Genomic DNA, 22285 nt, shown 5'->3' with positions numbered 1-22285 from the left:
GGGCCCCCTGCATTAAGCTCATGCTTGGACGCCGTTCAAGTTCGCAGGGGAGTGAGCGCGGCAGGTCCAGTCCTGGAGGGCTGTCTTCCATGCTGCACCGTTACCTCGAGCGCGCACGCCGCGGCTCATCGACCACTCGACGCGCTGCTTCCGGTGCGCTCGCACTGCTGCTCGCCTTCGGCGCGCTGTTCGGGATCGCGGCACCCGCGCTGGCGGCGCCGCCCGCCGCGCCGACCATGATCATCACCGTGCCTGCGAGCGGGGAACTGGTCGACTTCGGCGAGTCCTTGGAGGCGGGCAGCGAGATCACCGCGGTCTCCGCGTCAGGCGGCGTCCAGGCGCAGCTCACGTCCCCGACTTCGATCGCGTTCTCGTCGACGGCGTCCGCGACGTACCCCTCGTACAGTTTCACCGTCGATCTCCCCTACACCGTGTCGCGCGACGGCGAGACCGCGGATGGGCTGATCCACCTCACCGTCGTGCAGAAGCCGTGGGTGTTCCGCACCGGCCCGAGCCCGCTTGTGGTGGCTCCGGGAGAAACCGTGCAGTCGACGGTCACCGCGATGGGAGCAGGCTTCATCTCGGGCGTCGCGACCGACGGCGGCTACGCGGTGGGGGTGTCGGGGCCTGCGTGGGGCGCCGCCGGTGTCACGAGCGCGGGAGTGGTCAGCTACACGGCGCCGGTGGATGCGATCCCCAACAGCACAACGACCTTCAAGGTTACCGCGACCGATATCTACGGCCAGGTGGGCGAGACGTTCGAGCCGTTCACCGTGACGATCAAGGGCACGGCCGAGGCCGATACGTTCGGCGTCGACATCCCCTTCGAGACTGATCCGGCCGGCACACGGGTGGAGATCCTGCCGGATCACGCCCGCGGTGAGAACGCGCGTGTGACGAACGTCATCGCCAACGTGAACAATGCTGCGGTCGACTTCGACGAGACGGGCGTGACGTTCACCCCATCGCCGCGCATCTGGGAGAGTGAGCAGAACGGGTACTCGTTCGCCGCGCCGTACACCGTCACCGACGACAACGGTACGGCGAACGCGCAGATCAACGTGCGCGTGCTGCGGCCGCCGTTGCTCTCGGTCGACGACGCGCTGGTCTCGGTCCCGATCGGAGGCAGCGCGAGCACGACGGTTTGGGCGATGAACCATCCGGTGATCCCTGCGACTGACGGCTACCGCATCGACCAGTCGCCGATCACTGGCACGGCGACGGTGGACGACCAGGGGGTTGTCACCTACGAGGCGCCGGCCGAAGCTGAGCCCGGTGACTCCGAGACCGTGCGGGTCGAGGTCACCGACAAGGTCGGCCAGTCCCGCGCGATCGACGTCGAATTCGTCGCCTACGTCGGGGCGCACGCCCCCGGTGTTGACGGGGAACGCGCAGACGCGCCGTTCGAGCTGAATCTGCTCGACGGCGCGGGCGGCGACGGGAAGCGCCTCTCCGATGTCGCGCTCGTCTCGGGGGACGCGACGGTGAACGCCGACCTCGCAACGGGCGCGGTCGAGGTGGCGCCGAACCACGTCTGGGCCGAGGGGGAGACCTCGCACGAGATCGAGCTCGCCTACACGATCGAGGACGTCGAGGGCCGCACCGACACCGGCACTGCGACGTTCCGGGTGCTCGCGAAGCCCGGGTTCGCGGAGGTCGGCGAGGGCGAGTCGCGGAAGCGGGCGGAGGTCGGTGACGTGGTCGAGTTCTCGGCGGCGGTGTTCGCGCCGGAGAACCTTCCCGAGACGGGCGCCTACGCGGTGACGAAGCAGCCCGAGCTGATCGCGGTCGTGGAGGCGAATCGCACCTCGTCGGGACTGCCGGCCGCCGCGCCTGGAGGAGTCCCGGTCACCGTGAGCGACTCGGGGGTCGTCACCGTCGATACGGCGGGGCTGTTCGCGGGCGGCGAGTACGAGCTCGCGGTGCGCGTGGAGGATCGCGTCGGGCAGAGCGTCGAGCGCACCTTCGAACTCAGCCTGTCGGCGGGCTCGGAACCGCCGAGCGGCGGCCCGCAGGGGAGCGCGAACGGCGGCGCGCATGGCGGTGCCGACGGCGCGAGCGACCCGCGTGAGGCCCCGCTCGTGCGCACCGGCGCCGACCCGCTGGGCGTGCTGGGCTTCGCGGTGGCGCTGATCGCGGCAGCGGCGGGCGTGCTCGTGCTCCGCCGCCGTGCCGGCTGAGGCGGCCCGGGCGGTCTGAGCGGCTTGGGTGGCCCGGATGGCCTGGGCGGCCTGAGCGGCGGCCCGGCCGTTCCGCCTACCGCTCGAGCGCGAGGAACATCTCGCGCCTGAGCGCGTCGACGTGGGCGCGGGTCACGGCGACGGCCGCGACGGGATCGTGCGCCCGGAAGGCCGCGACCAGCGCACGGTGCTCGTCGCGCCCGGCCTCGAGCTGCTCCTGCGGATACGGCACGAAGTATCTGATCAGCGCCTCGTAGGCGGAGAGGTAGGTGGGCACCTCGGGCAGCTCGCTCATCTCGGCGACGAGGTGGTGGAAGCGGGAGTCGGGCACGTGGTGCTCCATCCAGTCGGCGGCCCGCTGCGACTGCAGGATGAGGGCGTCGAGTTCGTCGCACTGCTCCGGCGTCGCGCGCAGGGCCGCCTCGTGCACGAGGGCGCTCTCCATGAGGCTGCGCTGGTCGATGAGGCGATGGATCGCCTGGCTGTCGGCGCGGTAGGCCGAGACCGAGGAGTCCTGCAGCTGCGGTGGCGCCTCCGCGACGAAGGTGCCACCGCCGCGGCCGGGGCGCCGCACCAGCACGCCGTCGGCCACGAGGCTCTCGAGCGCGCGTCGCGCGGTGATGGTGCTGACCTCGAGCCCCGCGGCGATGAGTTCGGTGCGGGGGAGCCGGCTGCCCGGGGTGAGGAGGGCGTGCTCGATGGAGAGCAGGATCCGCGCGCGCACCGTCTCGACGGCGGACAGGCGCGTCATGGCCGCGGCGCCGGGGGCCGCGAAGAGCGCGAGCTCCACGTCGGCGGCTGAGGTCGTGCGTCTGGCGGCCATGGCTTGAGTCTAGCGATTCATGTGCCTATACTGATCAAACTGATCATGTTCATTCTGATCACTTTGAGGTGAGGAGGCCCCGATGACCCGAGGCAAGCTGGCGATCGGGCTCGCGCAGCGCACCCCGCTCCCCGCGGGAGCGAGCCTGGAGCCGTTCCGGGAGGACGTGGCCGCAACCCTCCGCGAGCACCCCGAGATCGAGATGCTCGTCTACCCGGAGATGCACCTGCACGACGCCGGACACCTCCCCGAGCCGGAGCGCGCGGCCGCACTCGAAGCTGCTGCCGTGCCGCTCGACGACCCCTTCGTCGCGGCCCTCGGCGAGATCGCGGCGGCCCACGGCGTCTGGCTCGTGCCCGGCAGCATCGGTGAGCGCTCCGACGACGGGTACTTCAACACCGAGCTGCTCTTCGATCCGCAGGGCGTGCTTCGCGCCCGCTACCGCAAGATGTTCCCGTGGCGCCCCTTCGAGCCGCACCGGCCGGGCACCGAGTTCGTGGTCGCCGAACTCGGGGGCGGCGAGCACGGCCACGGAGCGGTCGGGCTCTCCAACTGCTACGACGCCTGGTTCCCCGAGCACACGCGGCAGCTCGCGTGGCTCGGCGCCGACCTCGTGGTCAACGTGGTCAAGACCACGAGTCAGGACCGCGAGCAGGAGCTGGTGCTCGCCCGCGCCAACGCGATCGTCAACCAGCTCTACGTGCTCAGCGTGAACTGCGCGGCGCCGGCCGGCCGCGGTCGCAGCATCGCCGTCGACCCCGAGGGCTGGGTGCTCGGCGAGGCCGGCCTGGGCGAGGACACGCTGATCGTGCACTACGAACCCGAGCGGGTCGCGCGGGTGCGCCACACCGGCACCAGCGGCACCAACCGGCTCTGGGAGCAGTTCTCGCCCGATGACGAGCCCATCCCGCTGCCCATGTACGGCGGTCGGATCGATCCCGCACGATGGGCGCCCGGCTCCCCGCCGACCAGCTGAAGACCCCACCCAGCCGGCGCGATCCCGCGCCGGATCCCACCCCCGATTGGAACAACGGAGTACCGATGTCAACCACCACCGCAGCCCCGCCGACGCTCAGCCGCACCCTGCGGCTGCCCTCGCTCGTCATCTTCGGGCTGGCCTATCTCACCCCGCTCATCGTGCTCGGCATCTTCGGGGTGATCGCCTCGGAGACCGGGGGTGCCAGCGCCAGCGCCTACCTCTTCGCGCTCATCGCGATGCTCTTCACCGCGAACAGCTACGGTCGCATGGCCGCGGCCTTCCCGGTGGCGGGATCGGCCTACACCTATGTGCGTCGCACGATCGACGGCCGCGTCGGCTTCCTCGTCGGCTGGGCGACGATGCTCGACTACCTGTTCCTGCCGATGGTGATCTGGCTGATCGGCGGCTCGTACCTGCAGGCGCAGTTCCCGGCCGTGCCGATGCCGGTCTGGATCCTCGGCTTCATCGTGATCACCACGGTGCTGAATGTGATCGGGATCAAGGTCGCCGACCGGGTGAACCTCGTGCTCATGAGCTTCCAGATCCTCGTGATCGTGTTCTTCGTCGTACTCGCCCTCGCCGATGTCGTGCGCACCGATGGCGCGGGCGGGCTCGTGAGCGCAGCGCCGTTCACCGGCATCGACTCCGGACTCACCGCCATCGCGGGCGGTGCCGCCATCGCGGCCTACTCCTTCCTCGGCTTCGACGCGGTGACCACGCTCACCGAGGAGACGATCGAGCCCCGGCGCACCGTGCCGAAGGCGATCATGCTCGTGGCGCTCATCGGCGGCGGCATCTTCGTGGTGGTCTCCTACGCCGTGCAGCTGGTGCACCCGGGCGGGGTGTTCGAGAACTCCGATGCTGCCGCCTTCGAGATCGCGCACCGGATCGGCGGAGCGTTCTTCGGAGCCGTGTTCCTCGCCGCGCTGGTCATCGCGCAGTTCACCTCGGGCATCGCGGCCCAGGCCGCGGGGAGCCGTCTGCTCTACGCGATGGGACGCGACGGCGTGCTGCCGCGGGCGTTCTTCGGGCGGCTGAACCCGCGCTTCCGCACGCCCGTGCTGAGCATCCTCGCGATCGCCGCGGTCGGGCTCATCGCGATCTTCATGGACGTGACCACCTCGACCTCGTTCATCAACTTCGGGGCGTTCCTCGCGTTCATCATGGTGAACCTCTCGGTCGTCGTCTACTGGGCGCGCGAGCGCCGCGAGGGCCGGTCGCACAACGTGCTGCTGTACGTCGTCTTCCCGGTGATCGGCATGCTCGTCATCGCCTATCTGCTGAGCCAGCTCGACGTGCACGCGATCACGCTCGGCTCGATCTGGCTGGGTATCGGAGTGGTGATCCTCGCGATCGCGACCCGCGGCTTCCGCCGCCAGCCGCCGGAGCTCGCGATCGCCGAGGCCGAGGCCGAGTAGCGATCCGGGCTCGCACGGCCCCGAGATCCCGATTCTTGTCGCATTCGTGCCAGGGATGCGACAAGAATCGGGATCTCGGGATCTCGGGATCTCGGGGCAGCGGGGCGGGCAACCCTGGCGACCCGCGGCGCAGCACCACCCCGTCATCCTGCGCGAGCGCAGCGAGTCGCAGGATCCACACGCCTGGATCCTGCGACTGCGGCCGCGAGCGGCCTCCGCGCAGGATGACGGGCGGGTGAGCGTTCGCCCCCAGGCACTGGTGTCGAAAGCGGTTGACATCCCGCCGCTGCGATAGCAGGTCGGTTACCCGGAACCCGGAGGTAGATATTCCGAGTTGGGATCATTAAGTCGGAATGTAAACAGGTGGATTCCGGGCTGGAGGACGAGTTATGGGAACTCAGAGGGAGGCTTCATCCTCCGAGCCATCTGATGCGCGGTTCACTGTCGGGATCGAGGTGCATGGTGAGCGGGTGATTCCGTGGCGGCAAAAACAAAAGAGTGGGACCCGCGAGGATCGCATGCTCAGTGAGGTCACGGTGAGCCTGCCTCCGAAGATCAGTGACTACGATCCCGAACTCCCGACGCCGGTCGCGGCCCAGTCCGATGAGGCTCTCGCGGCGATTGCCCGTCTCGACTCTGCCCATGGGGAGAATCTGACTGCGCTGTCGGTTCTGCTGCTCCGGGCCGAGTCGGTTGCGTCGTCGAAGATCGAGCACGTGGAGGCCTCGATTGAGGACTTTGCTCGTGCCGTGCACGGGACGAAATCCAACGCTTCCGCAACCCTTATGGTGGCTTCTGCTGAAGCTCTCGACGCGCTGATTTCCTCCGTTGAAAGAAAAGGCCGAATCGTTCTGAGTGATGTTTTGGCAGCGCACCGGATTCTGATGCACGATGATCCGCGAGAAGCGCCGTACGCAGGACATCTGCGGGATGTGCAGAACTGGATCGAAGGCTCCGACTATTCCCTGCGGAACGCGACATACGTACCGCCCCCAGCCGAGACGGTCGCGGAATATATGGCGGATCTTCTCGAATTTGCCAACCGAGATGATGTGCCGGTGATCGCGCAGGCGGCGATCGCTCACGCGCAGTTCGAATCGATTCACCCGTTCACAGATGGGAATGGGCGCATTGGGCGTGCGCTCATCAATACGATCCTGCGGCGGCGCGGGGTGACCTCCCGTGTGATAGTGCCGATCGCTTCTGCCCTGGTGGCGAAGAAGGCGACCTATTTTGAGGTGCTGGCTGCCTACCGTGAAGGGGATGCCGGCCCGATGATCCGTGCGCTTGCTCGTGCGGCGCGCACCGCCTCGCAAGAATCCGAGACCACGGCAGAGCGGCTCGCTGAGCTTCCGGAACAGTGGAACGGCATCTACGTCACCATGGCGGGGAAGATGCCTCGGGCCGGCAGCGCGGCGCGGAAGATCCTCGATCTGCTTCCCACCGTTCCGTTCTTCACGTCGGAAGACATGGGCGACCTCATCGGCGGCGCGACTTCGTCGGTGTACGGCGCGATCGAGAAGCTCGCAGAGGCGGACGTATTGCGGCCGCTCACGAATCGGAAACGGAAGCAGGTCTGGTGCGCCGGACTGATAATGGATGAACTCGAGGATCTGGGCCAGAGGATCGCGCGTCGGACGAGCGTTGATCCACTCTGGTTGGACATTCACAGTCAAGTTCTTGAAGATCTACGCAAGCAGAATCTGACGAGGCAGTTGAAGTTGACCGCAGCGATCGCACGAGCGAACCGTTCCGAGTCGATGCAGGCGGCCATCGATGCCGCCCGACTCTCGGAATCCAACAGGGCCATGCTTCTCGCGTCTCTGCGCATCCCCGAATGGGTGCACACCAATCTCGATTCCCTGGACCCATCCGCTCTGATCCGAGAGGCGATTGAAGCGGCCCGCACCACCGACCGGGCTATGCTGTCGTTCGCCCAGAACACCACACACACGGAAGCGCTTCTGCGCTCCCTGCAATCGTGGTCGGAACTGAGCGACAGTCTGGTTCGAACGACACGGCTCCCAGACCCGGTGAATGACGCTCTGAAGGTCCTGCTCGCCCAGACGGCAACAGCCGGCTCTAAGAAAGACGGACGAGAAGCAGGCTCGATCAATGAGCGAGCGGGCGAGGACGGCACAACGGGTGACGGATCTGATACGTAGTTGCCGCGTCGGTGGCCGAAAGAGTGTGGGATCCGATTCCCCGCAGAGGAGTGGATGACGGATGGGCATCCGATCCTACTGAAGCGCGACTACCCGCTGCGCAGCTGCAGCCAGGCGGCGAGCAGGGTGTCGGGGTCGAGCAGCGCGACGCCGTAGTGCTCCTCGGCGCGCTTGAGCCGGTACCGCACCGTGTTCTCGTGGATGCCGAGTTCGCGAGCAGTGCGGGCCACGTTGCCGAAGCAGCCGCACCAGGTCGCCAGCGTCTCGGCGACGGCGGGATCCTCGTCCATCATGCGGGCGAGAGCGGGGGATCGCAGCACCGGTTCGTCCACGAAGATCGCGGCCGTGCGCTCGAACACTAGCGCGGGGCGCAGATCCTCCACGGTGAGCAGACGCCCCGACACTGCCGCCTGCCCGGTGCCGGCGGGGGTGGTGCCGGTGCCCGTGGTGCCGGTGCCCGTGATGTCGGCGCCGGTGATGTCGATGCCGGTGATGTCGAAGAGCCGCTCGGCGAGAGTGCGCAGCGCAGCGACGTCGACCGGACGATGGGCGACGCCCGGGAGCGCGACGCGCACGCCCGGCCCGACGAGCCGATCGAGTACCGGCAGCAGGGGCTCGACGAGATCGCTCGCGGATCTCGAGGTCTCCTGCTCAATGAGCGCGTAGACCCGGCCGCCGCGCACGGCGGTGGCGGTCTCGGGGCGGTGCAGTGCGAGGTGGCGGTGCACGGTGGATCGCAGCTGCGCCGGAACCAGGGAGCGGTCGTCGCGCTCGGGAGCGAACGCGAGGAGCGCGGCCCCGCGCTCCTCCGAGAGGCCGAGCTCCGCGAACTCCGAGCCGACGACGTCGTGCCCGTCGAGCAGGGTGCGCAGCCGGTCCTCGCGGGGCTGCTGGGTGGCGCGCCTCACGCGCAGGTCGTCGAGCATGTACGAGGCGGCGAGCCCGGCCGCGGCGCGGATCCGCTCGTCCTGCTCCGGCGTGAGGCCCTCCGTTCCCGATGCGTCGATGGCCCAGATGCTGCCGAGCGGCAGTGTGCCCGCGTGGATCGCGAACGCCACGCGGGGTTCCTCGTCGTCGAGACGGGGGTATTTGATCGGGGTCTTCGAGCGCAGCACGGTGCGGTACTGATCGTCGTTGAAGGGTGAATCCGGCACGCGGCGCGTGAGGATGCCCTGGGTGCGGAGCCGGTCGATCACCTGTCCGGGCACCGATGAGTAGGCGATGATCCTGCGCCCGAGGTCCTCGATCGCGACCGAACCGCCGAAGAACTCCGCGAGCTCGTTGGCGAGTGCGAAGAGCGGCTCGGAGCCGCGGTCGCGATGCATGTCCTCGCTGTGACGGTGCTCGCCGAGGAACTGCGCGAGCATGGCGTCGAAGAGGTGCCAGCTCACGCGCTCGCCGACGCGGATCAGCGGGATTCCGGCGGCCCCGGAGAGCGCGGCGAGCCGCTCGACGTCGCGTTCGCGGCACTTCACGGCGATCGCCGCGTAGCCGAGCCGAGCCGCGCGTTCGGCGATCTGCGCGAGCCCGGTGCTCGGGGTGTGCACCGCCGACGGGGCGAGCAGGAGCGTGCCCGGCTGATCGGGCAGATCCTCGAGCGCCTCGTGGAACTCGGTCGCTCTGACGACGCGCGTGGAGGGAGGACCGAGCCGGGCCGCCGTCTGCGGCCCGAGCTCCTCGAGGAGCTCGTCGAGCGGCAGGCCGATATCGTCGGGGCTTGGAGAAATCCCTTGATCCATCTCTTGAAGATATAGGAGAAGCACAAAATATGCGCGCTCGAACGCGCATATGGTGGTCACGCACCGATGAGGATGGAGGACCACCGTGGCCCAGGATCAGACCCTCGACCAGCCCGCGCCCGACGGCACCCGGCTCGGCGAACTGTGGAGCGTGCTGCCCGAGCAGTCCTCCCGCGTCGCAGGCCCCGGCGGCGGAGAGCTGGCCATCGGCGGCGTCGGCGTCACCGCCCTCGCCGAGCAGTACGGCACCCCGCTGCACATCGTGGACGAGGCGGGTCTGCGCCGGCAGATCCGCCGCTTCGTCGAGGGGCTGCGCGAGCGGTGGCCCGACTCCGAGGTGCTGTTCGCATCGAAGTCGCTGCCCGTGGTCGGGATGTACCGCATCGCGCAGGAGGAGGGACTCTCGGTCGACATCGCCGGCGGCGGCGAGCTCAAGCTCGCGCTCGCCGCGGGCGTCGATCCCGAGCGGCTGCACTTCCACGGCAACGCCAAGACCGACGCCGAGCTGCGCATGGCCCTCGACGCCGGCATCGGCACCATCATCGTCGACAACGAGGACGAGCTCGACCGCCTCGAGCGACTGCTCGAGCGGCCCCAGAAGCTGCTGCTGCGCGTCATCCCGGGCGTCGAGGCCGAGACCCACGCCTCGCAGGCCACCGGCGGCGCCAAGTCGAAGTTCGGGCTGCCCATGGACCAGGCGAAGCGCGCCATCGAGCGCATGCGTGCGCACCCGCTCATGGAGTTCGAGGGCGTGCACCTGCACATCGGCTCACAGATCCTCAACACCCGTCAGTTCGCGCAGGCGGTCGAGAACATCTCGACCGTCGGCATCTTCCCCGTCTACGACGTGGGTGGCGGTCTGGGCGTCAAGTACACCTACGACGAGGCGGCCCCGTCGGTCGAGGAGTACCTCGACGCGATCGTCGCCGCGGCACGTGCGCACCTGCCGGCCGAGGCCAGGATCATGATCGAGCCGGGCCGCTCCGTGGTGGCCCGGGCCGGCGTCACCCTCTACCGGGTCGTGTCGGTGAAGCGCACGGGCGACGTCTTCGTCGCCGTCGACGGCGGCCTCGCCGACCAGATGGACATCGCCCTCACGGATCAGCGGTACGAGGCGATCCTCGCCAACCGCATCGACGAGCCCTGGACCGAGAGCGCGCAGCTCGTCGGCCGCCAGTGCGAGTCGGGCGACCTGCTCATCGACGGTGCCCCGCTGCCCGAGGCCCGGGTCGGCGACCTCGTGGTGATGCCGGCGACCGGAGCCTACGCCTACACGATGTCGAACAACTACAACGGTGCGCTCAAACCCGCGATCGTGTTCGTGCGCGACGGCGAGGCGCGGCTCGTGACCCGCCGCGAGACCTACGACGACCTGCTCGCCACCCACCTGCCCGCGATCGAGAACGTCGGTTGACCAGCGCGTCGACCGTACCGAACCCATCCTCCAACGACGAAGGAGCACCATGAAGAAGACACCGCTCACCCTGCTGGCCTCCGCTGCCGCACTCGCCCTCCTGCTCACCGGATGCTCGAGCGGAGGCGGGGGCGGGGATGGCACCGGCTCCGGAGGCGGCACCGCCGGCGGCGCGAATCTGCCGGTCGGCGACGAGATCGGCACCACCGTCGATCCCGCGCTCACGGAGCTGCTGCCCGAGGACATCGTGGAGAAGGGGCGGATCGATGTCGCAGTAGACATCCCCTTCCCGCCCATGGCGATGTACGACGACGCCAACCGCGAGATCGGCTTCGACCCCGAGCTCGGCCGCCTGCTCGGCCAGAAGCTCGGCATCGACGTCTCGCTCAACAAGCAGGCCTTCGACTCGGTGATCCCGTCGCTGCAGGCCGGCAAGAACGACATCATCATGAGCGGCATGAACGATACACCGGAGCGGCAGGCCACCCTGAGCTTCGTCAACTACACCCACGGCGGTTTCGCCATCGCGGTGAAGAAGGGCAACGACGCCGGCGTCGAGGGGCAGCGGGATCTCTGCGGTCTGACCGTGTCGGTGCAGAAGGCGACGGTGCAGGGCGACCTGCTGCGCGCGATGGACTGCGAAGTGAACGTGATGGAGCTGCCCTCGGATCTCGACGCCCAGACCGCGCTGCGGGCCGGCAAGAGCCAGGCCTACGTCGCCGACGCGGTCGTCACGGAGTACGTGGTCGCGACGACCGACGACGGCAACGCCTTCGAGATCGTGCGCGATCCGGAGAACCCCGCGGGGTTCGAGCCCGTGTACAGCGGCATCGGGATCCTCAAGGAGGACACCGAACTCGTCGAGGCCATCCGTGCGGCGCTCGAAGCGCTCATCGACGAGGGCACCTACCAGGAGGTGCTCGACCGCAACAACATCGGCGCCTACGCGGTCGAATCGGCGCTGGTGAACCAGGGGACGTCGGCATCGTGAACGACCGTGCGACCAGCGGGGCGGCGCTCTTGAGCGCCCCCGGGGCGCCCGTCGACGACGACGTCGAGGCGATCCCGCTGCGGCGCCCGTGGCGCTACGTCACCGCTGTGGCGGTCCTGGCCTTCGTGGTGTGGTTCGTCGTCGCCGTCGCCACCAATCCCAACCTCGACTTCGGCACGGTCGGCGAGTTCCTCTTCGACGCCCGCATTCTCGACGGCGTGTGGCTCACGATCCTCATCACCGTCATCTCGATGGCGGTCTCGACCCTGCTCGCCGTCGTCGTCGCGGCCATGCGGCTCTCGCCGAACCCCGTGCTCATGAGCGTCGCATGGTTCTACGTTTGGGCGTTCCGCGGCACCCCGGTGCTGGTGCAGATCGTGCTCTGGGGTTATCTCGGGCTGCTGTTCGACCAGGTGAGGCTCGGGATCCCGCTCACCGACGTCGTGTTCTGGTCCATCGACACCAATACGCTCGTCACCCCGTTCATCGCGGGCCTGCTCGCGCTCACCCTGAACCAGGCGGCGTACTCGTCGGAGATCGTGCGCGCCGGCATGATGTCGGTCGACGAGGGGCAGCGCGAGGCGGCGTACTCGCTGGGCATGTCGCCGCTCTACACCTTCCGGCGGGTGCTGCTGCCGCAGGCGATGCGCGTGATCATCCCGCCGATGGGCAACGAGCTCATCTCGATGCTGAAGAACACCTCGTTGCTCTCGGTGATCGCCGTGATGGAGCTGTACACGCAGGCTCAGGTGATCTCGTCGTCCAACCTCAAGCAGGTCGAGCTGCTCATCGTGGTGAGCCTCTGGTACCTCTTCATGACGAGCGTGCTGTCGGTGCCCCAGTACTACCTCGAGCGCCGCTTCGGACGCGGCAGCTCGCGGAACCTGCCGCCGACGCCGTTCCAGCGTCTGCGGGCGGCACTCGACAAGCGCAGGCCGGGTCCGCAGCCCGCGCCGCCGACCAACGCCGTGGAGGTGATCGGAGCATGACCGCGATCGAAGCAACCGAGGTCGCGCCTTCGCGACTGAGTGAATCGCTCGTGCAGATCCGCCGGGTGCGCAAGAGCTTCGGCTCCCACCAGGTGCTGCGCGACATCTCGCTCGAGGTGCCGGCCGGCTCCGTGACGGTGCTGCTGGGCCCGTCGGGCTCGGGCAAGTCGACGCTGCTGCGCTGCGTCAACCACCTCGAGACCATCGACGGCGGCCGCATCATCGTCGACGGCGAACTCATCGGCTACCGGCAGGCCGGCCACAAGACGCACGAGATGACACCGCGGCAGATCGCGAAGCAGCGGCAGGACATCGGCATGGTGTTCCAGCTTCAACCTTTTCCCGCACATGACCGCGCTCGAGAACATCATGGAGGCCCCGGTGGGGGTCGCGAGGCGCGGCAGGTCGGCGGCGAAGGCGCGTGCGTTCGAACTGCTCGACCGCGTCGGGCTCGCCGACTTCGCGAAGCACTATCCCGCGCAGCTCTCGGGCGGGCAGCAGCAGCGCGTCGCCATCGCGCGCGCCCTCGCGATGGATCCGAAGCTGATGCTCTTCGACGAGCCGACGTCGGCGCTGGATCCGGAACTCGTCGGGGACGTGCTCGATGTGATGCGCGAGCTGGCCCGCGAGGGCATGACGATGATCGTGGTCACCCACGAGATCGGCTTCGCCCGGGGCGTCGCGGATCAGGTCGTCTTCATGGACGGGGGAGTGGTGGTCGAGGCCGGCGCACCGAGCGCGGTGCTCGACCACCCGCAGCGCCAGCGCACGCGCAACTTCCTCGACAGTGTGAAGTAGGGCGCTCGTGTCGTCGCCTGCGGCCGTGCCGGGGCGACGACACGGAGGGCGCGGCCCGCAGCTGCTCGGTATGACGAGCAGCTGCGGGCCGCTTCGTGTTACGGCGATCCCGCGCTTCCGCCCCACCGCAGCAGCAGGCCGGTGAGCAGCGCGTCGAGCCCCAGCTGGAACACGAGGTCGCGTTCGCGCGCTCCCGCTTCGCGCACGAGATCGGCGAACGCGCTGTGGGTGTCGCTCAGCGCGACGGTGTGCTCGCTCGGCGCGGGCTCGTAGACGTTCTCGGGGCCGGCCGAGTCGAGTGCGGCCCCGAAGATGAAGGTCTCGATCGCACTGAGCGAGGGCAGCACACTGCGGTCGTACCAGCCGGCTTCGCGGAACGCCGCGACGATGCGCTGATACATCTGCGAGGTGTGCACGGTGTGCGCGACCGGCACCGCGACGATCAGGTCGACCATCGCGGGCTGGGCGCGAAGAAGTCGCAGGTAGCTCCACGCCCACTGGGCGAGCGCGTCGCGCAGCGAGAGCGAACCGAATCCCGAGACGTTGAGCTGTTCGCTGATGTCCTCCTGCACCCACGCCAGCACCGCCGAGCGCGACGGCGCGTGGTTGTAGAGCGCGCCCGCCGAGACGCCGAGCCGACCCGCGAGCGCACGCATGGTGAGGCCCGAGAGGCCCTCCGTGCGGATCAGACCCGCCGCCGCGGCGGTGATCCGGCGCTTGTCGAGTAGCGGCGCGCGGGGGCGACCGCGGCCTCGGAGCGGTTGCGGGGGCTCCATCGGGTTCCTCTCAAAATGAACGCTCTCGGTGCCGGATCCCCGGTTCTCTGAGGCTCATACCCTTTCATTCTAAGAGGCAGGCTGCATTGCGGTGGCGATAAATGAACACATACGGTGCCGGTGTGGTGTCGCGGAGCGCCGATCCAGCACACTACTCGGGCGGGCTCGTCTGCCCGTATCGACCACGCGGGATCCGACGATCCCGCACCGGCAACGCCGGGCCGGTACTTCCGGATCCGGCAACCCGACGAGAGGGCGCGCTCATGGAACATATCGAAACGGATGTCGTGGTGATCGGCGCCGGCGTCGCCGGGCTCACGGCCGCGCACCGGCTGCGGCAGCGAGGCCGGGAGGTGCTGGTGCTCGAAGCACGTGATCGTGTGGGCGGACGCGTGAAGTCGGATCTCTCGAACGGCTTCCTGATCGAAGTGGGCGGGCAATGGGTGGCGCCGGATCAGGAGCGCCTGCTGTACCTCATCGACGAGCTCGGGCTCGAGACCTTCAAGCGCTACCGCGCGGGCGAAGACATCTATCTCGACCGCGAGGGCCGCATCTCGCGACACACGACCGAGCTGCCCCCGCTCGACCAGCGCACCCTGGCCGAGATCGAGAAGCTCGTCGACGAACTCGACGCGCTCTCGAAGCAGGTCGATCCGCTGGAGCCGTGGAGCCATCCGCAAGCCGCCGAGTTCGACGCGCTCTCGTTCGACGCCTGGCTGCGGGGTCGCAGCGACGACGATCGTGCGATCGACTTCGTCGCGCCGTTCGTGTCGGGCGGCATGCTCACCAAACCTGCCGAGACATTCTCCCTGCTCGCGGCGCTCGTGATGGCCGCGAGCGCCGGCGGCTTCCGGGATCTCGCAGACCTCGACCTGGTGCTCGACGAGCGCGTGGCCGGCGGCATGCACCAGGTGCCCGCGCGCCTCGCCGAGGAGGTGGGGGCGGAGCGGATCCACCTGAACACCGACGTGCGCGCGATCTCGCACAGCGCCGACGGCGTGCTGGTGTCGGCCGAGGGTCTCACCGTGCGGGCGCGCAGCGCCGTCGTCGCGCTCGGCCCTCACCTCGTCTCGCGCATCGACTTCCAGCCCGCGCTGCCGGCCAGGAAGCAGCAGATGCTGCAGCAGTTCTCCATGGGCAATGTGATCAAGGTGCAGGCCTACTACGACACCCCGTTCTGGCGCGAGCAGGGTCTCTCGGGCACCACCTACGGCCCGTACGAGATTGTGCACGAGACCTACGACAACACCGCGCCCGACTATCCGGGAGGAACGCTCGTGGGCTTCGTCTCGGATCGCCGAGCCGACGAGATGTACGAGATGGGCGAGGCCGAGCGCCGCGAGGCGATCCTCGGGTCCATCGCGAAGTACTTCGGCCTGCAGGCCCTCGAACCGGCCTTCTACTACGAGAGCGACTGGATCAACGAGGAGTACACACGCGGCGCGTACGGCACGAGCCCTGCCATCGGCAGCATCACGCGGTACGAGGGCCTGGTGCGGTCGTCGGTGGGACCGATCCACTTCGCGTGCTCCGACATCGCCGGCCTGGGCTATACGCACATCGATGGCGCGATCCGCATGGGGGAGCGCGCCGCCGAGCTCATCGGCTGAGCCGGGCAGTGGGGTCCGGTCGCCCTCGACACCGCATGATCCTCACCGCATCCTGGGCGGGCGATCGAGATTCAGGAGGACAAGAACAGGGAAAACGTCCTCCTGAACCTCGATCGCCTGCTTGACGGTCGGCCGTACCCCCCCAGCGTGGGATCAGCCGAACATCTCGGCGAGGGCGGTGAGCGTCTCGCTCGTGCCGCCCTCGATGCGCACGCGCACCGAGTCGCGGGAGTCGACGGCGGTCGGGCCGCGGTTGATCACCGCGATCGGGATCCCGCGCCGTTCGGCGCGGTGCACGAGCCGCATGCCGGTGTTGACGGCGAGCGAGGTGCCCGCCAGCAGCAGTGCGCCGGCATCGTGCACGAGTTTCTCTGCGGCTGCGAATACGGGCGTCGGCACGAGTTCGCCGAAGTAGACCACGTCCGGTCGCAGGAGGCCCCCGCAGATCGGGCAGGGCGGCACCACCACCTGATCCACCTCGGTCACGAGCGCGTCCCCGTCCGGGGCGATCTCGGCTGCGGCGTTGCGCTCCGTGAAGCCCGGGTTGAGCTCGTCGAACCGGTCGAGCACGTCCTCGCGAGACCAGCGGTGGTCGCACTCGGTGCAGCGGATCACACCGCCGCTGCCGTGCAATTCGACCACGCTGCGCGAACCGGCCCGTCGGTGCAGCCCGTCGACGTTCTGCGTGATGACCCCGTCGATGCGCGAGACCGACTCGAGCCTCGCGAGTGCGATGTGGCCCGCGTTGGGCGCGATCCCACGCGAACGGAGGAGCCCGATGCTCGCGCCGGCCCAGAATCGCCGACGATATGCCTCATCGTGCATGAACTGCGAGATGTTCATGGGCGTGCGCGGCGGGGTGCCGGCGCCGCGATAGTCGGGGATGCCGGAGTCCGTGCTGATCCCCGCTCCGGTGAGCACCGCGGCGGGGCCATCGGCGAAGAGCGACGCCAGCGCCTCGATGGTGCCCGGCTGGCCCGGGTGCAGTGATGCCATGGTCCCTCCCTTCCCATCGAATCTAGGCCACATGCGATACCGCGCGCAGCATCGCGCGCATATGCCTGCAGCGGCCGACGACTCGAGGCCGTGTCGGGCGTATGCCGTTCCGCGTATGACCACTGCGTAGTTTGGTGATCGACCCGGCAGTGTCGCCGGAAGATACCAGAGGAGCAACATCATGGACAAGACTCGGACGAACGAACCGCAGAAGCCGACCGCTGCTTTCGTCGGTGCCTCGTGGATCGCCCTGCTGCTCGGCGTCGCCGCCTACTTGATCGGTCTCTTCAACGCGGGCATGGAGCTCAACGAGAAGGGCTACTACTTCACGGTGCTGATGTTCGGCCTGTTCGCGGCGGTATCGCTGCAGAAGACGGTGCGCGACCGCAACGAGGGCATCCCCGTCACGAATCTCTACTACGGTCTCGCGTGGTTCGCGGTGGTGCTGTCGCTGTCGCTGCTCGCGATCGGCCTCTGGAACGCCGGCAGCCTCATCCTCAGCGAGAAGGGCTTCTACGCGATGGCCTTCGCCATGAGCGTGTTCGCCGCCGTCGCGGTGCAGAAGAACGTGCGCGATCTGGCGCAGTTCAAGGTGGACGAGGAGGAGGAAGAGGGGGGCGCGCGCGGAATCCCTGAGGCTCCCGCTTCGGGGCGATGGAACGGCGGCGAGTAGGATCGTCACCATGACCAGCGCTCGCGAACAGCTCATCGAACTCATCACCACCGAGGCCGTCTTCCACGGCGACTTCACACTGACGAGCGGCAAGAAGGCCACGTACTACATCGACCTGCGCAAGCTGAGCCTCGACCATCGCGCGGCGCCGCTCATCGGCCAGGTGATGCTCGACCTCATCGACGGCATCGACGGCGTGGTCGCGGTCGGCGGACTCACGATGGGCGCGGATCCGATCGCCTCGGCGATCATGCACCAGGGCGTCGCCCAGGGCAAGGTCTACGACTCCTTCGTGGTGCGCAAGGAGCCGAAGGATCACGGCCGCGGACGTCAGGTCGAGGGCCCGGACCTCGCGGGCAAGCGCGTGGTGGTGGTCGAGGACACGTCGACGACCGGAGGGTCGCCGCTCAAGGCGATCGAGGCGCTCGAGAAGGTGGGCGCCGAGATCGCCGCCGTCGCGGTGGTCGTGGACCGCCAGGCGCCGGCGAAGGAGCGGATCGAGGCGGCCGGCTACGAGTACCGGTACGCGATCGGTCTCGACGACCTCGGCCTCCAGCCGCAGTAGGGCCTGCCGCAGGAGGCCGCCCGCCCCGCCGGTCGAGCGGAGTGCGCCGCGGGCGAAGGTTCCCTGCCGATTGAGCGGAGCGCGAAGCGCGGAGGCTGTCCGCCGATTGAGCGGAGCGCGAAGCGCGGAGTCGAAATCCTGCTGCCTCAGATTTCGACTCCGCTGCGCTTCACTCAATCGGCGGGTACCCCCTTCCGTCGCTTGAGTGAGGAGCGAAGCGAGTCGAAGTATCGAAACCCGATCTCCCCTTCCGCTTGACACCAACCGCAATACTTTGCTTAACTGTGCGTTATGCATGACACCATTCGTACCCAGTCCGCCTTCGAGGTGAACTTTGGGCAGACCGGCATGATGATGGCCGGTCACGGTGACATGCGCTGTCGAATGTGCATGTGAACGAATCCCGGATCTCGTTCCACCCGTCGCCGTATCGAGCGACATCTGCCCGGTTCCACGCCGCTCACTGCGCTGAGCGCTCCAGCTGAACCGCGCACCTGCGAGTCTCTGGGCTGAATAGCAGCCCGCTCGCTCCTCTGCCGCATCCCCGCGGCGCGCACGCACCGCTCCCCGAGCGCTTCGCCCATCAGACCCGGGCCGCTCGGCTGCGAAACGACAGCACGAAGGACATCATCATCATGAACGCCACCACCCAGACTCTCCGCTCCGCCCGCCCCGACCTCGCCGCCGCCCTGCCGGCTCAGAACGCCCCCGAGCGCAACGTGCCCGAGGGCACCGAGGTGCGAGGCTTCGCCCTCTACGTGGGCCTCGCCGACGACAAGATCGCCGAGGGCGACCCCAAGCTGGGCGCCATCGTCACGCGAATCAAGCAGCTCGTCGCCGAACTCGCCCCCGCAGCCGAGACCTACGCCGCGGTGGCTCTCGCCCCCGAGGGAACCGGGGGCCGAGACGTCGACGTCGTCCGCCTCGCGCTCGGCGACCCGGCCGCGCACGCCCGCCAGAAGCAGCACGAGGCCGAGGTCGAGGATCGCGCGGCGAGCGGCGTGATCCTCGATCTCTCCCGCAAGCGGGTGCTGCTCGACAACGTGCCCGCTGCGCTCACCTTCCGCGAGTTCGAGCTGCTGCAGTACCTCGTGCTGCGAGAGGGCCGCACTATCAGCCGCGAGGAGCTCATCACGGGGCTCTGGGCCGATGCCCCCGTCGAGGAGGTGCCGAGCGAGCGCACCATCGACGTGCACATCCGCCGTCTGCGCGTGAAGCTGGCGCAGTACCAGGACATCGTGCGCACCGTGCGCGGCACCGGGTACCGCTTCGATCGTCACGCCGACGTGTCGATCCTGCACACCGCCGGTCCGAGCCCTGACGCGTTCTGATCGGACGTTCCGCGACCGCGCGGTTTCGACCGCGCCGGGCATTGCCGCTTCCGCGCGCCGGACGGCTGCGGTAACGTCATAACAGATCGTAGTTTCGTATGGAGGAGACCGAGATGACCACGTTGCCCCCCGAGGGCCAGGAAGGCCAGGAAACTGGCGGCCAGCCCACCAGCGATGCTCCGCCCGCGGCTCCGACGCCGCCCGTGGCCCCGCAGCCGCCGGCTGCGGAACCCCAGCAGCCCCAGTACCAGGCGCCCCCGCCGCCCCAGCAGCCCCAGTACCAGGCTCCGCCTGCAGGGGCTCAGGTGCCGCCTCCTGGGGGCTACCAGCAGCCCCAGCCCGGGTATGCGCAGCCCGTCGCCGATCCGGTGAGCAACATCACGCTCAACTACTGGCTGTCGGTGTTCTTCACCTGGATCCCGGCCCTCATCTTCTTCCTCATCGAGAAGGACAAGGGCAACCAGCAGGCGTACGCCTTCCACCGGGACAACCTCAACTTCTCGCTGCTGCGAGTCGGTGTGGTCGTGGCGACCTACATCCTCATGGTCATCCCCTACATCGGCTGGCTGCTCGCGATCGTGCTGTGGATCGGCTCGCTGGTGCTGTTCATCTTCCACATCCTGGCGGCGGTCAAGGCTCCCGACGCATACCGTCGCGGAGGACAGCCGGAGTTCATCTTCAACATCCCGCTCGTCAAGTAGCAGCGGCACCGCACGACGCAACGGCCCGGGCTTCGGCTCGGGCCGTTGCGTCTATCCGAAGCTCTCGGATCCGCGCTCCCGCTGTTCCCGCCGCTCGCGGCGGGCGGCGCGCCACAGGTTCCACCGCTCCCAGAACCGGGCCAGCACGCGCCGCAGCCAGCCGAGCAGGCGCCTGGCCCAGTGGTACTCGGTGCCGAGGATCGTGAGTCCGATGAATACGATGAGCCAGCCGGGGCCCGGCAGCGGCACGAGGATCAGTCCGATGACCACGACCGCCGCGCCGAGGACGGTGATGATCACCTTGTAGACCGTGTTGAGCCACGGCCTGCGGCGGATCGCCGCGCGCCACCGCTCCATGAAGCGCCCGAAACGCCGACTGAGCCGATGCGCGCGCTCCGCGTCGTCGGCATATGGGTCGGTCATACACCCGAGAATACGATCGCGTCCTGGCATTCGCCCGGGTGCGGGCCGGCTCAGTTCACGGTCCTTCCTTCCTTCCTTCCTTCCCCCTTTACTTTCTTTCTTGCCTGCCTGCCTGCCTGGTTCTTCCTCCCGGTCCCGCTTTCTCCGTCTCGCGGAAGATATGGGATCTGCCGAAGGTATGCCGGATTCGGGCTCAGGCTCCATATGAATGGAAGATCCCATATCTTCTGCAGCCCGACTCGAAGCGGGGAGCGGGGAGCGGGCGGCGGGGAGTAGGGGAGCGGGCAGCGGGAAGCGAGCGGCGGGGAGCAGGCGGCGGGCAGCAGGAAGCAGGCGAGCCGGCCGGCGAGGGCCGGGAGGGGCGGGCACGGCCGCCCTACACTGGTGCCTATGACTGCACCTGTGCCTCTGACTGCTCGTTGGCGCTCCGTGTCCGAAGCGGCCGGGCTCGTCGCCCCCGACGGGTCGACCCGGCCCACGATCTTCGCCGAGATGACCGCCCTCGCGCACGCGACCGGGGCGGCGAACCTGGGCCAGGGGTTCCCCGACAGTGACGGACCCGAGTGGATCCGCGAGGCGGCCGTGACGGCTATCCGCAACGGCGCCAACCAGTACCCGCCGGGGCGGGGGATCCCGGAGCTGCGCGAGGCGATCGCGGCGCACCAGCGGCGGCACTACGGTCTCGGGATGGATCCGGATCGCGAGGTGCTGGTGACCGCGGGAGCGACCGAGGCGCTCGCTGCGGCGATTCTGGCGCTCGCGGGTCCCGGAGACGAGGTGGTGACGCTCGAGCCCTTCTACGACTCCTACGCGGCGTCGATCGCGATGGCGGGGGCGACGCACGTCACGGTGCCGCTGGTGCCGGGTCCTGACGGATTCCGGCTCGACGCCGAAGCGCTCCGCGCGGCCGTGGGGGAGCGCACCCGACTGATCCTCGTGAACACCCCGCACAACCCCACCGGCACCGTGCTGACGGCGTCGGAGCTCGCGCTCATCGCCGCTGCCGCCGTGCGGGTGAACGCCGTCGTGGTGACCGATGAGGTCTACGAGCACCTCGTCTTCGACGGGGGCGTGCACACCCCCATCGCCACCCTGCCCGGCATGGCCGAGCGCACGCTCACCATCTCGTCGGCGGGCAAGACGTTCTCGCTGACGGGGTGGAAGATCGGCTGGGCGACGGGGCCGGCCGAACTCATCGAGGCCGTCCTCGCGGTCAAGCAGTACCTCACCTACTCGGGCGGAGCACCCTTCCAACCGGCGATCGCCCGCGCCCTCGCCGGCGGCGACAGCGGCGGCGATCGCGACATCGCCGAGCTGCGCGACTCGCTCGCGCGCCGCCGCGATCTGCTCGCCGCCGGCCTGCGCGAGGCCGGATTCGAGGTCTCGGTGCCGCAGGGGACCTACTTCGTGTGCGCCGACGCCGCGCCGCTGCTGGGCGCCGCGGGTGCCGGTGCCGCGCCGCTCATCGACGGCTCCGGATCCGACGGCTCCGGATCCGATGGCATCGGGCTCATCGACGGCGCCGGGTTCGCGCGGGGCCTGCCTGAGCGCGCGGGCGTCGCCTGCGTGCCGATCTCCGCCTTCTGCCGAGAGGGATCCGCGACTGCCGAGGCGCTCACCTCGTGGGTGCGCTTCACCTTCGTCAAGGACGAGCAGACGCTGCGCACGGCGATCGATCGTCTGCAGGCGCTGCGCGGCTGAGCCGCGCTACGGG

The 22285-nt window shown here is 68.8% G+C and carries 19 protein-coding genes and 1 pseudogene; 15 read left to right on the top strand and 5 right to left on the bottom strand.

Annotation, left to right across the window (positions count from 1 at the left end; translation table 11 throughout):
* Positions 1-89 precede the first annotated feature (89 nt).
* Positions 90-2180 (top strand): hypothetical protein, encoded by a 2091-nt coding sequence (locus AMS65_RS16240; protein ID WP_053385220.1) that lies wholly within the window; start codon positions 90-92, stop codon positions 2178-2180.
* A gap of 76 nt (positions 2181-2256) precedes the next feature.
* On the opposite strand, the gene AMS65_RS16235 is transcribed toward AMS65_RS16240, so the two are convergent.
* Entirely contained in the window at positions 2257-3003 is a 747-nt protein-coding gene (locus tag AMS65_RS16235; RefSeq protein WP_083451784.1) for a FadR/GntR family transcriptional regulator, read from the bottom strand.
* A gap of 82 nt (positions 3004-3085) precedes the next feature.
* On the opposite strand from AMS65_RS16235, the gene AMS65_RS16230 reads away from it, so the two are divergent.
* The 3 genes from AMS65_RS16230 to AMS65_RS16220 all read left to right on the top strand — a co-directional run bounded on the left by AMS65_RS16230 (position 3086) and on the right by AMS65_RS16220 (position 7565).
* Entirely contained in the window at positions 3086-3979 is an 894-nt protein-coding gene (locus AMS65_RS16230) for a carbon-nitrogen hydrolase family protein (protein WP_075201046.1), read from the top strand.
* 65 nt (positions 3980-4044) lie between these two features.
* Positions 4045-5400, top strand: coding sequence for an APC family permease (locus AMS65_RS16225; RefSeq protein ID WP_053385245.1), 1356 nt, complete (start codon positions 4045-4047; stop codon positions 5398-5400).
* Positions 5401-5789: 389 nt separating this feature from the next.
* Positions 5790-7565: a Fic family protein gene (locus tag AMS65_RS16220; protein WP_083451783.1), complete on the top strand. Its 1776-nt coding sequence runs from the start codon at positions 5790-5792 to the stop codon at positions 7563-7565.
* 89 nt (positions 7566-7654) lie between these two features.
* Here the strand turns inward: AMS65_RS16220 and AMS65_RS16215 are convergent, their stop codons facing one another.
* On the bottom strand, positions 7655-9304 hold the full coding sequence (locus tag AMS65_RS16215) for a PucR family transcriptional regulator (RefSeq protein WP_053385219.1): 1650 nt from the start codon (positions 9302-9304) through the stop codon (positions 7655-7657).
* 85 nt (positions 9305-9389) lie between these two features.
* Here AMS65_RS16215 and lysA point away from each other — a divergent pair, with 85 nt between their 5' ends.
* The 5 genes and pseudogenes from lysA (at position 9390) to AMS65_RS20650 (ending at position 13496) form a co-directional block, all read left to right on the top strand.
* The gene (lysA, locus tag AMS65_RS16210; RefSeq protein WP_053385218.1) at positions 9390-10718 is read left to right on the top strand and encodes a diaminopimelate decarboxylase; all 1329 of its coding nucleotides are present in this window, start codon (positions 9390-9392) and stop codon (positions 10716-10718) included.
* A gap of 49 nt (positions 10719-10767) precedes the next feature.
* Positions 10768-11709, top strand: a complete 942-nt coding sequence (locus tag AMS65_RS16205; RefSeq protein WP_053385217.1) for an ABC transporter substrate-binding protein — start codon at positions 10768-10770, stop codon at positions 11707-11709.
* Positions 11706-12698, top strand: coding sequence for an amino acid ABC transporter permease (locus AMS65_RS16200; RefSeq protein ID WP_241489482.1), 993 nt, complete (start codon positions 11706-11708; stop codon positions 12696-12698). Before AMS65_RS16205 ends, AMS65_RS16200 begins: the two co-directional genes overlap by 4 nt.
* Positions 12695-13208, top strand: a pseudogene (locus tag AMS65_RS20655) (ATP-binding cassette domain-containing protein); the annotation flags it as partial. The gene AMS65_RS16200 and the pseudogene AMS65_RS20655, both read left to right, overlap by 4 nt.
* Before the next feature lie 21 nt (positions 13209-13229).
* A complete protein-coding gene (locus tag AMS65_RS20650; protein ID WP_368664700.1) occupies positions 13230-13496 on the top strand; it encodes a hypothetical protein in 267 nt (88 codons plus the stop codon).
* A gap of 98 nt (positions 13497-13594) precedes the next feature.
* On the opposite strand, the gene AMS65_RS16190 is transcribed toward AMS65_RS20650, so the two are convergent.
* Positions 13595-14272 (bottom strand): TetR/AcrR family transcriptional regulator, encoded by a 678-nt coding sequence (locus tag AMS65_RS16190; RefSeq protein ID WP_053385216.1) that lies wholly within the window; start codon positions 14270-14272, stop codon positions 13595-13597.
* A 263-nt stretch (positions 14273-14535) separates the two neighbouring features.
* On the opposite strand from AMS65_RS16190, the gene AMS65_RS16185 reads away from it, so the two are divergent.
* Positions 14536-15882 (top strand): flavin monoamine oxidase family protein, encoded by a 1347-nt coding sequence (locus AMS65_RS16185; protein WP_053385215.1) that lies wholly within the window; start codon positions 14536-14538, stop codon positions 15880-15882.
* 153 nt (positions 15883-16035) lie between these two features.
* On the opposite strand, the gene AMS65_RS16180 is transcribed toward AMS65_RS16185, so the two are convergent.
* Positions 16036-16878, bottom strand: coding sequence for a Sir2 family NAD-dependent protein deacetylase (locus tag AMS65_RS16180; RefSeq protein ID WP_053385214.1), 843 nt, complete (start codon positions 16876-16878; stop codon positions 16036-16038).
* Positions 16879-17059: 181 nt separating this feature from the next.
* Between AMS65_RS16180 and yiaA the strand changes: the two genes are divergently transcribed.
* From yiaA to AMS65_RS19570, 4 genes are all read left to right on the top strand, one after another.
* Complete coding sequence (gene yiaA, locus AMS65_RS16175) at positions 17060-17551, top strand: inner membrane protein YiaA (protein ID WP_053385213.1); 492 nt, start codon at positions 17060-17062, stop codon at positions 17549-17551.
* A gap of 10 nt (positions 17552-17561) precedes the next feature.
* A complete protein-coding gene (gene pyrE, locus AMS65_RS16170) occupies positions 17562-18116 on the top strand; it encodes an orotate phosphoribosyltransferase (protein WP_053385212.1) in 555 nt (184 codons plus the stop codon).
* 635 nt (positions 18117-18751) lie between these two features.
* On the top strand, positions 18752-19447 hold the full coding sequence (locus tag AMS65_RS16165; RefSeq protein WP_053385211.1) for a winged helix-turn-helix domain-containing protein: 696 nt from the start codon (positions 18752-18754) through the stop codon (positions 19445-19447).
* A 113-nt stretch (positions 19448-19560) separates the two neighbouring features.
* Complete coding sequence (locus tag AMS65_RS19570; RefSeq protein WP_157502376.1) at positions 19561-20148, top strand: DUF4870 domain-containing protein; 588 nt, start codon at positions 19561-19563, stop codon at positions 20146-20148.
* Positions 20149-20199: 51 nt separating this feature from the next.
* On the opposite strand, the gene AMS65_RS16155 is transcribed toward AMS65_RS19570, so the two are convergent.
* Positions 20200-20571 (bottom strand): TIGR02611 family protein, encoded by a 372-nt coding sequence (locus AMS65_RS16155; protein ID WP_241489481.1) that lies wholly within the window; start codon positions 20569-20571, stop codon positions 20200-20202.
* Positions 20572-20961: 390 nt separating this feature from the next.
* Between AMS65_RS16155 and AMS65_RS16150 the strand changes: the two genes are divergently transcribed.
* Positions 20962-22272: an aminotransferase class I/II-fold pyridoxal phosphate-dependent enzyme gene (locus AMS65_RS16150; RefSeq protein ID WP_053385209.1), complete on the top strand. Its 1311-nt coding sequence runs from the start codon at positions 20962-20964 to the stop codon at positions 22270-22272.
* The last annotated feature ends 13 nt before the right edge of the window (positions 22273-22285 follow it).

Origin of the sequence: Leucobacter celer subsp. astrifaciens (assembly GCF_001273835.1) — a bacterium.
GTDB lineage: Bacteria > Actinomycetota > Actinomycetes > Actinomycetales > Microbacteriaceae > Leucobacter > Leucobacter celer.
This window is presented reverse-complemented; position numbering and strand designations above follow the sequence as displayed.

Coding starts and splice junctions, on each gene's coding strand:
- AMS65_RS16240 (WP_053385220.1), top strand. CDS start 90: ATGCTGCACCGTTACCTCGAGCGCGCACGCCGCGGCTCATCGACCACT.
- AMS65_RS16235 (WP_083451784.1), bottom strand. CDS start 3,003: ATGGCCGCCAGACGCACGACCTCAGCCGCCGACGTGGAGCTCGCGCTC.
- AMS65_RS16230 (WP_075201046.1), top strand. CDS start 3,086: ATGACCCGAGGCAAGCTGGCGATCGGGCTCGCGCAGCGCACCCCGCTC.
- AMS65_RS16225 (WP_053385245.1), top strand. CDS start 4,045: ATGTCAACCACCACCGCAGCCCCGCCGACGCTCAGCCGCACCCTGCGG.
- AMS65_RS16220 (WP_083451783.1), top strand. CDS start 5,790: ATGGGAACTCAGAGGGAGGCTTCATCCTCCGAGCCATCTGATGCGCGG.
- AMS65_RS16215 (WP_053385219.1), bottom strand. CDS start 9,304: ATGGATCAAGGGATTTCTCCAAGCCCCGACGATATCGGCCTGCCGCTC.
- AMS65_RS16205 (WP_053385217.1), top strand. CDS start 10,768: ATGAAGAAGACACCGCTCACCCTGCTGGCCTCCGCTGCCGCACTCGCC.
- AMS65_RS20650 (WP_368664700.1), top strand. CDS start 13,230: ATGGATCCGAAGCTGATGCTCTTCGACGAGCCGACGTCGGCGCTGGAT.
- AMS65_RS16190 (WP_053385216.1), bottom strand. CDS start 14,272: ATGGAGCCCCCGCAACCGCTCCGAGGCCGCGGTCGCCCCCGCGCGCCG.
- AMS65_RS16185 (WP_053385215.1), top strand. CDS start 14,536: ATGGAACATATCGAAACGGATGTCGTGGTGATCGGCGCCGGCGTCGCC.
- AMS65_RS16180 (WP_053385214.1), bottom strand. CDS start 16,878: ATGGCATCACTGCACCCGGGCCAGCCGGGCACCATCGAGGCGCTGGCG.
- yiaA (WP_053385213.1), top strand. CDS start 17,060: ATGGACAAGACTCGGACGAACGAACCGCAGAAGCCGACCGCTGCTTTC.
- pyrE (WP_053385212.1), top strand. CDS start 17,562: ATGACCAGCGCTCGCGAACAGCTCATCGAACTCATCACCACCGAGGCC.
- AMS65_RS16165 (WP_053385211.1), top strand. CDS start 18,752: ATGAACGCCACCACCCAGACTCTCCGCTCCGCCCGCCCCGACCTCGCC.
- AMS65_RS19570 (WP_157502376.1), top strand. CDS start 19,561: ATGACCACGTTGCCCCCCGAGGGCCAGGAAGGCCAGGAAACTGGCGGC.
- AMS65_RS16155 (WP_241489481.1), bottom strand. CDS start 20,571: ATGACCGACCCATATGCCGACGACGCGGAGCGCGCGCATCGGCTCAGT.
- AMS65_RS16150 (WP_053385209.1), top strand. CDS start 20,962: ATGACTGCACCTGTGCCTCTGACTGCTCGTTGGCGCTCCGTGTCCGAA.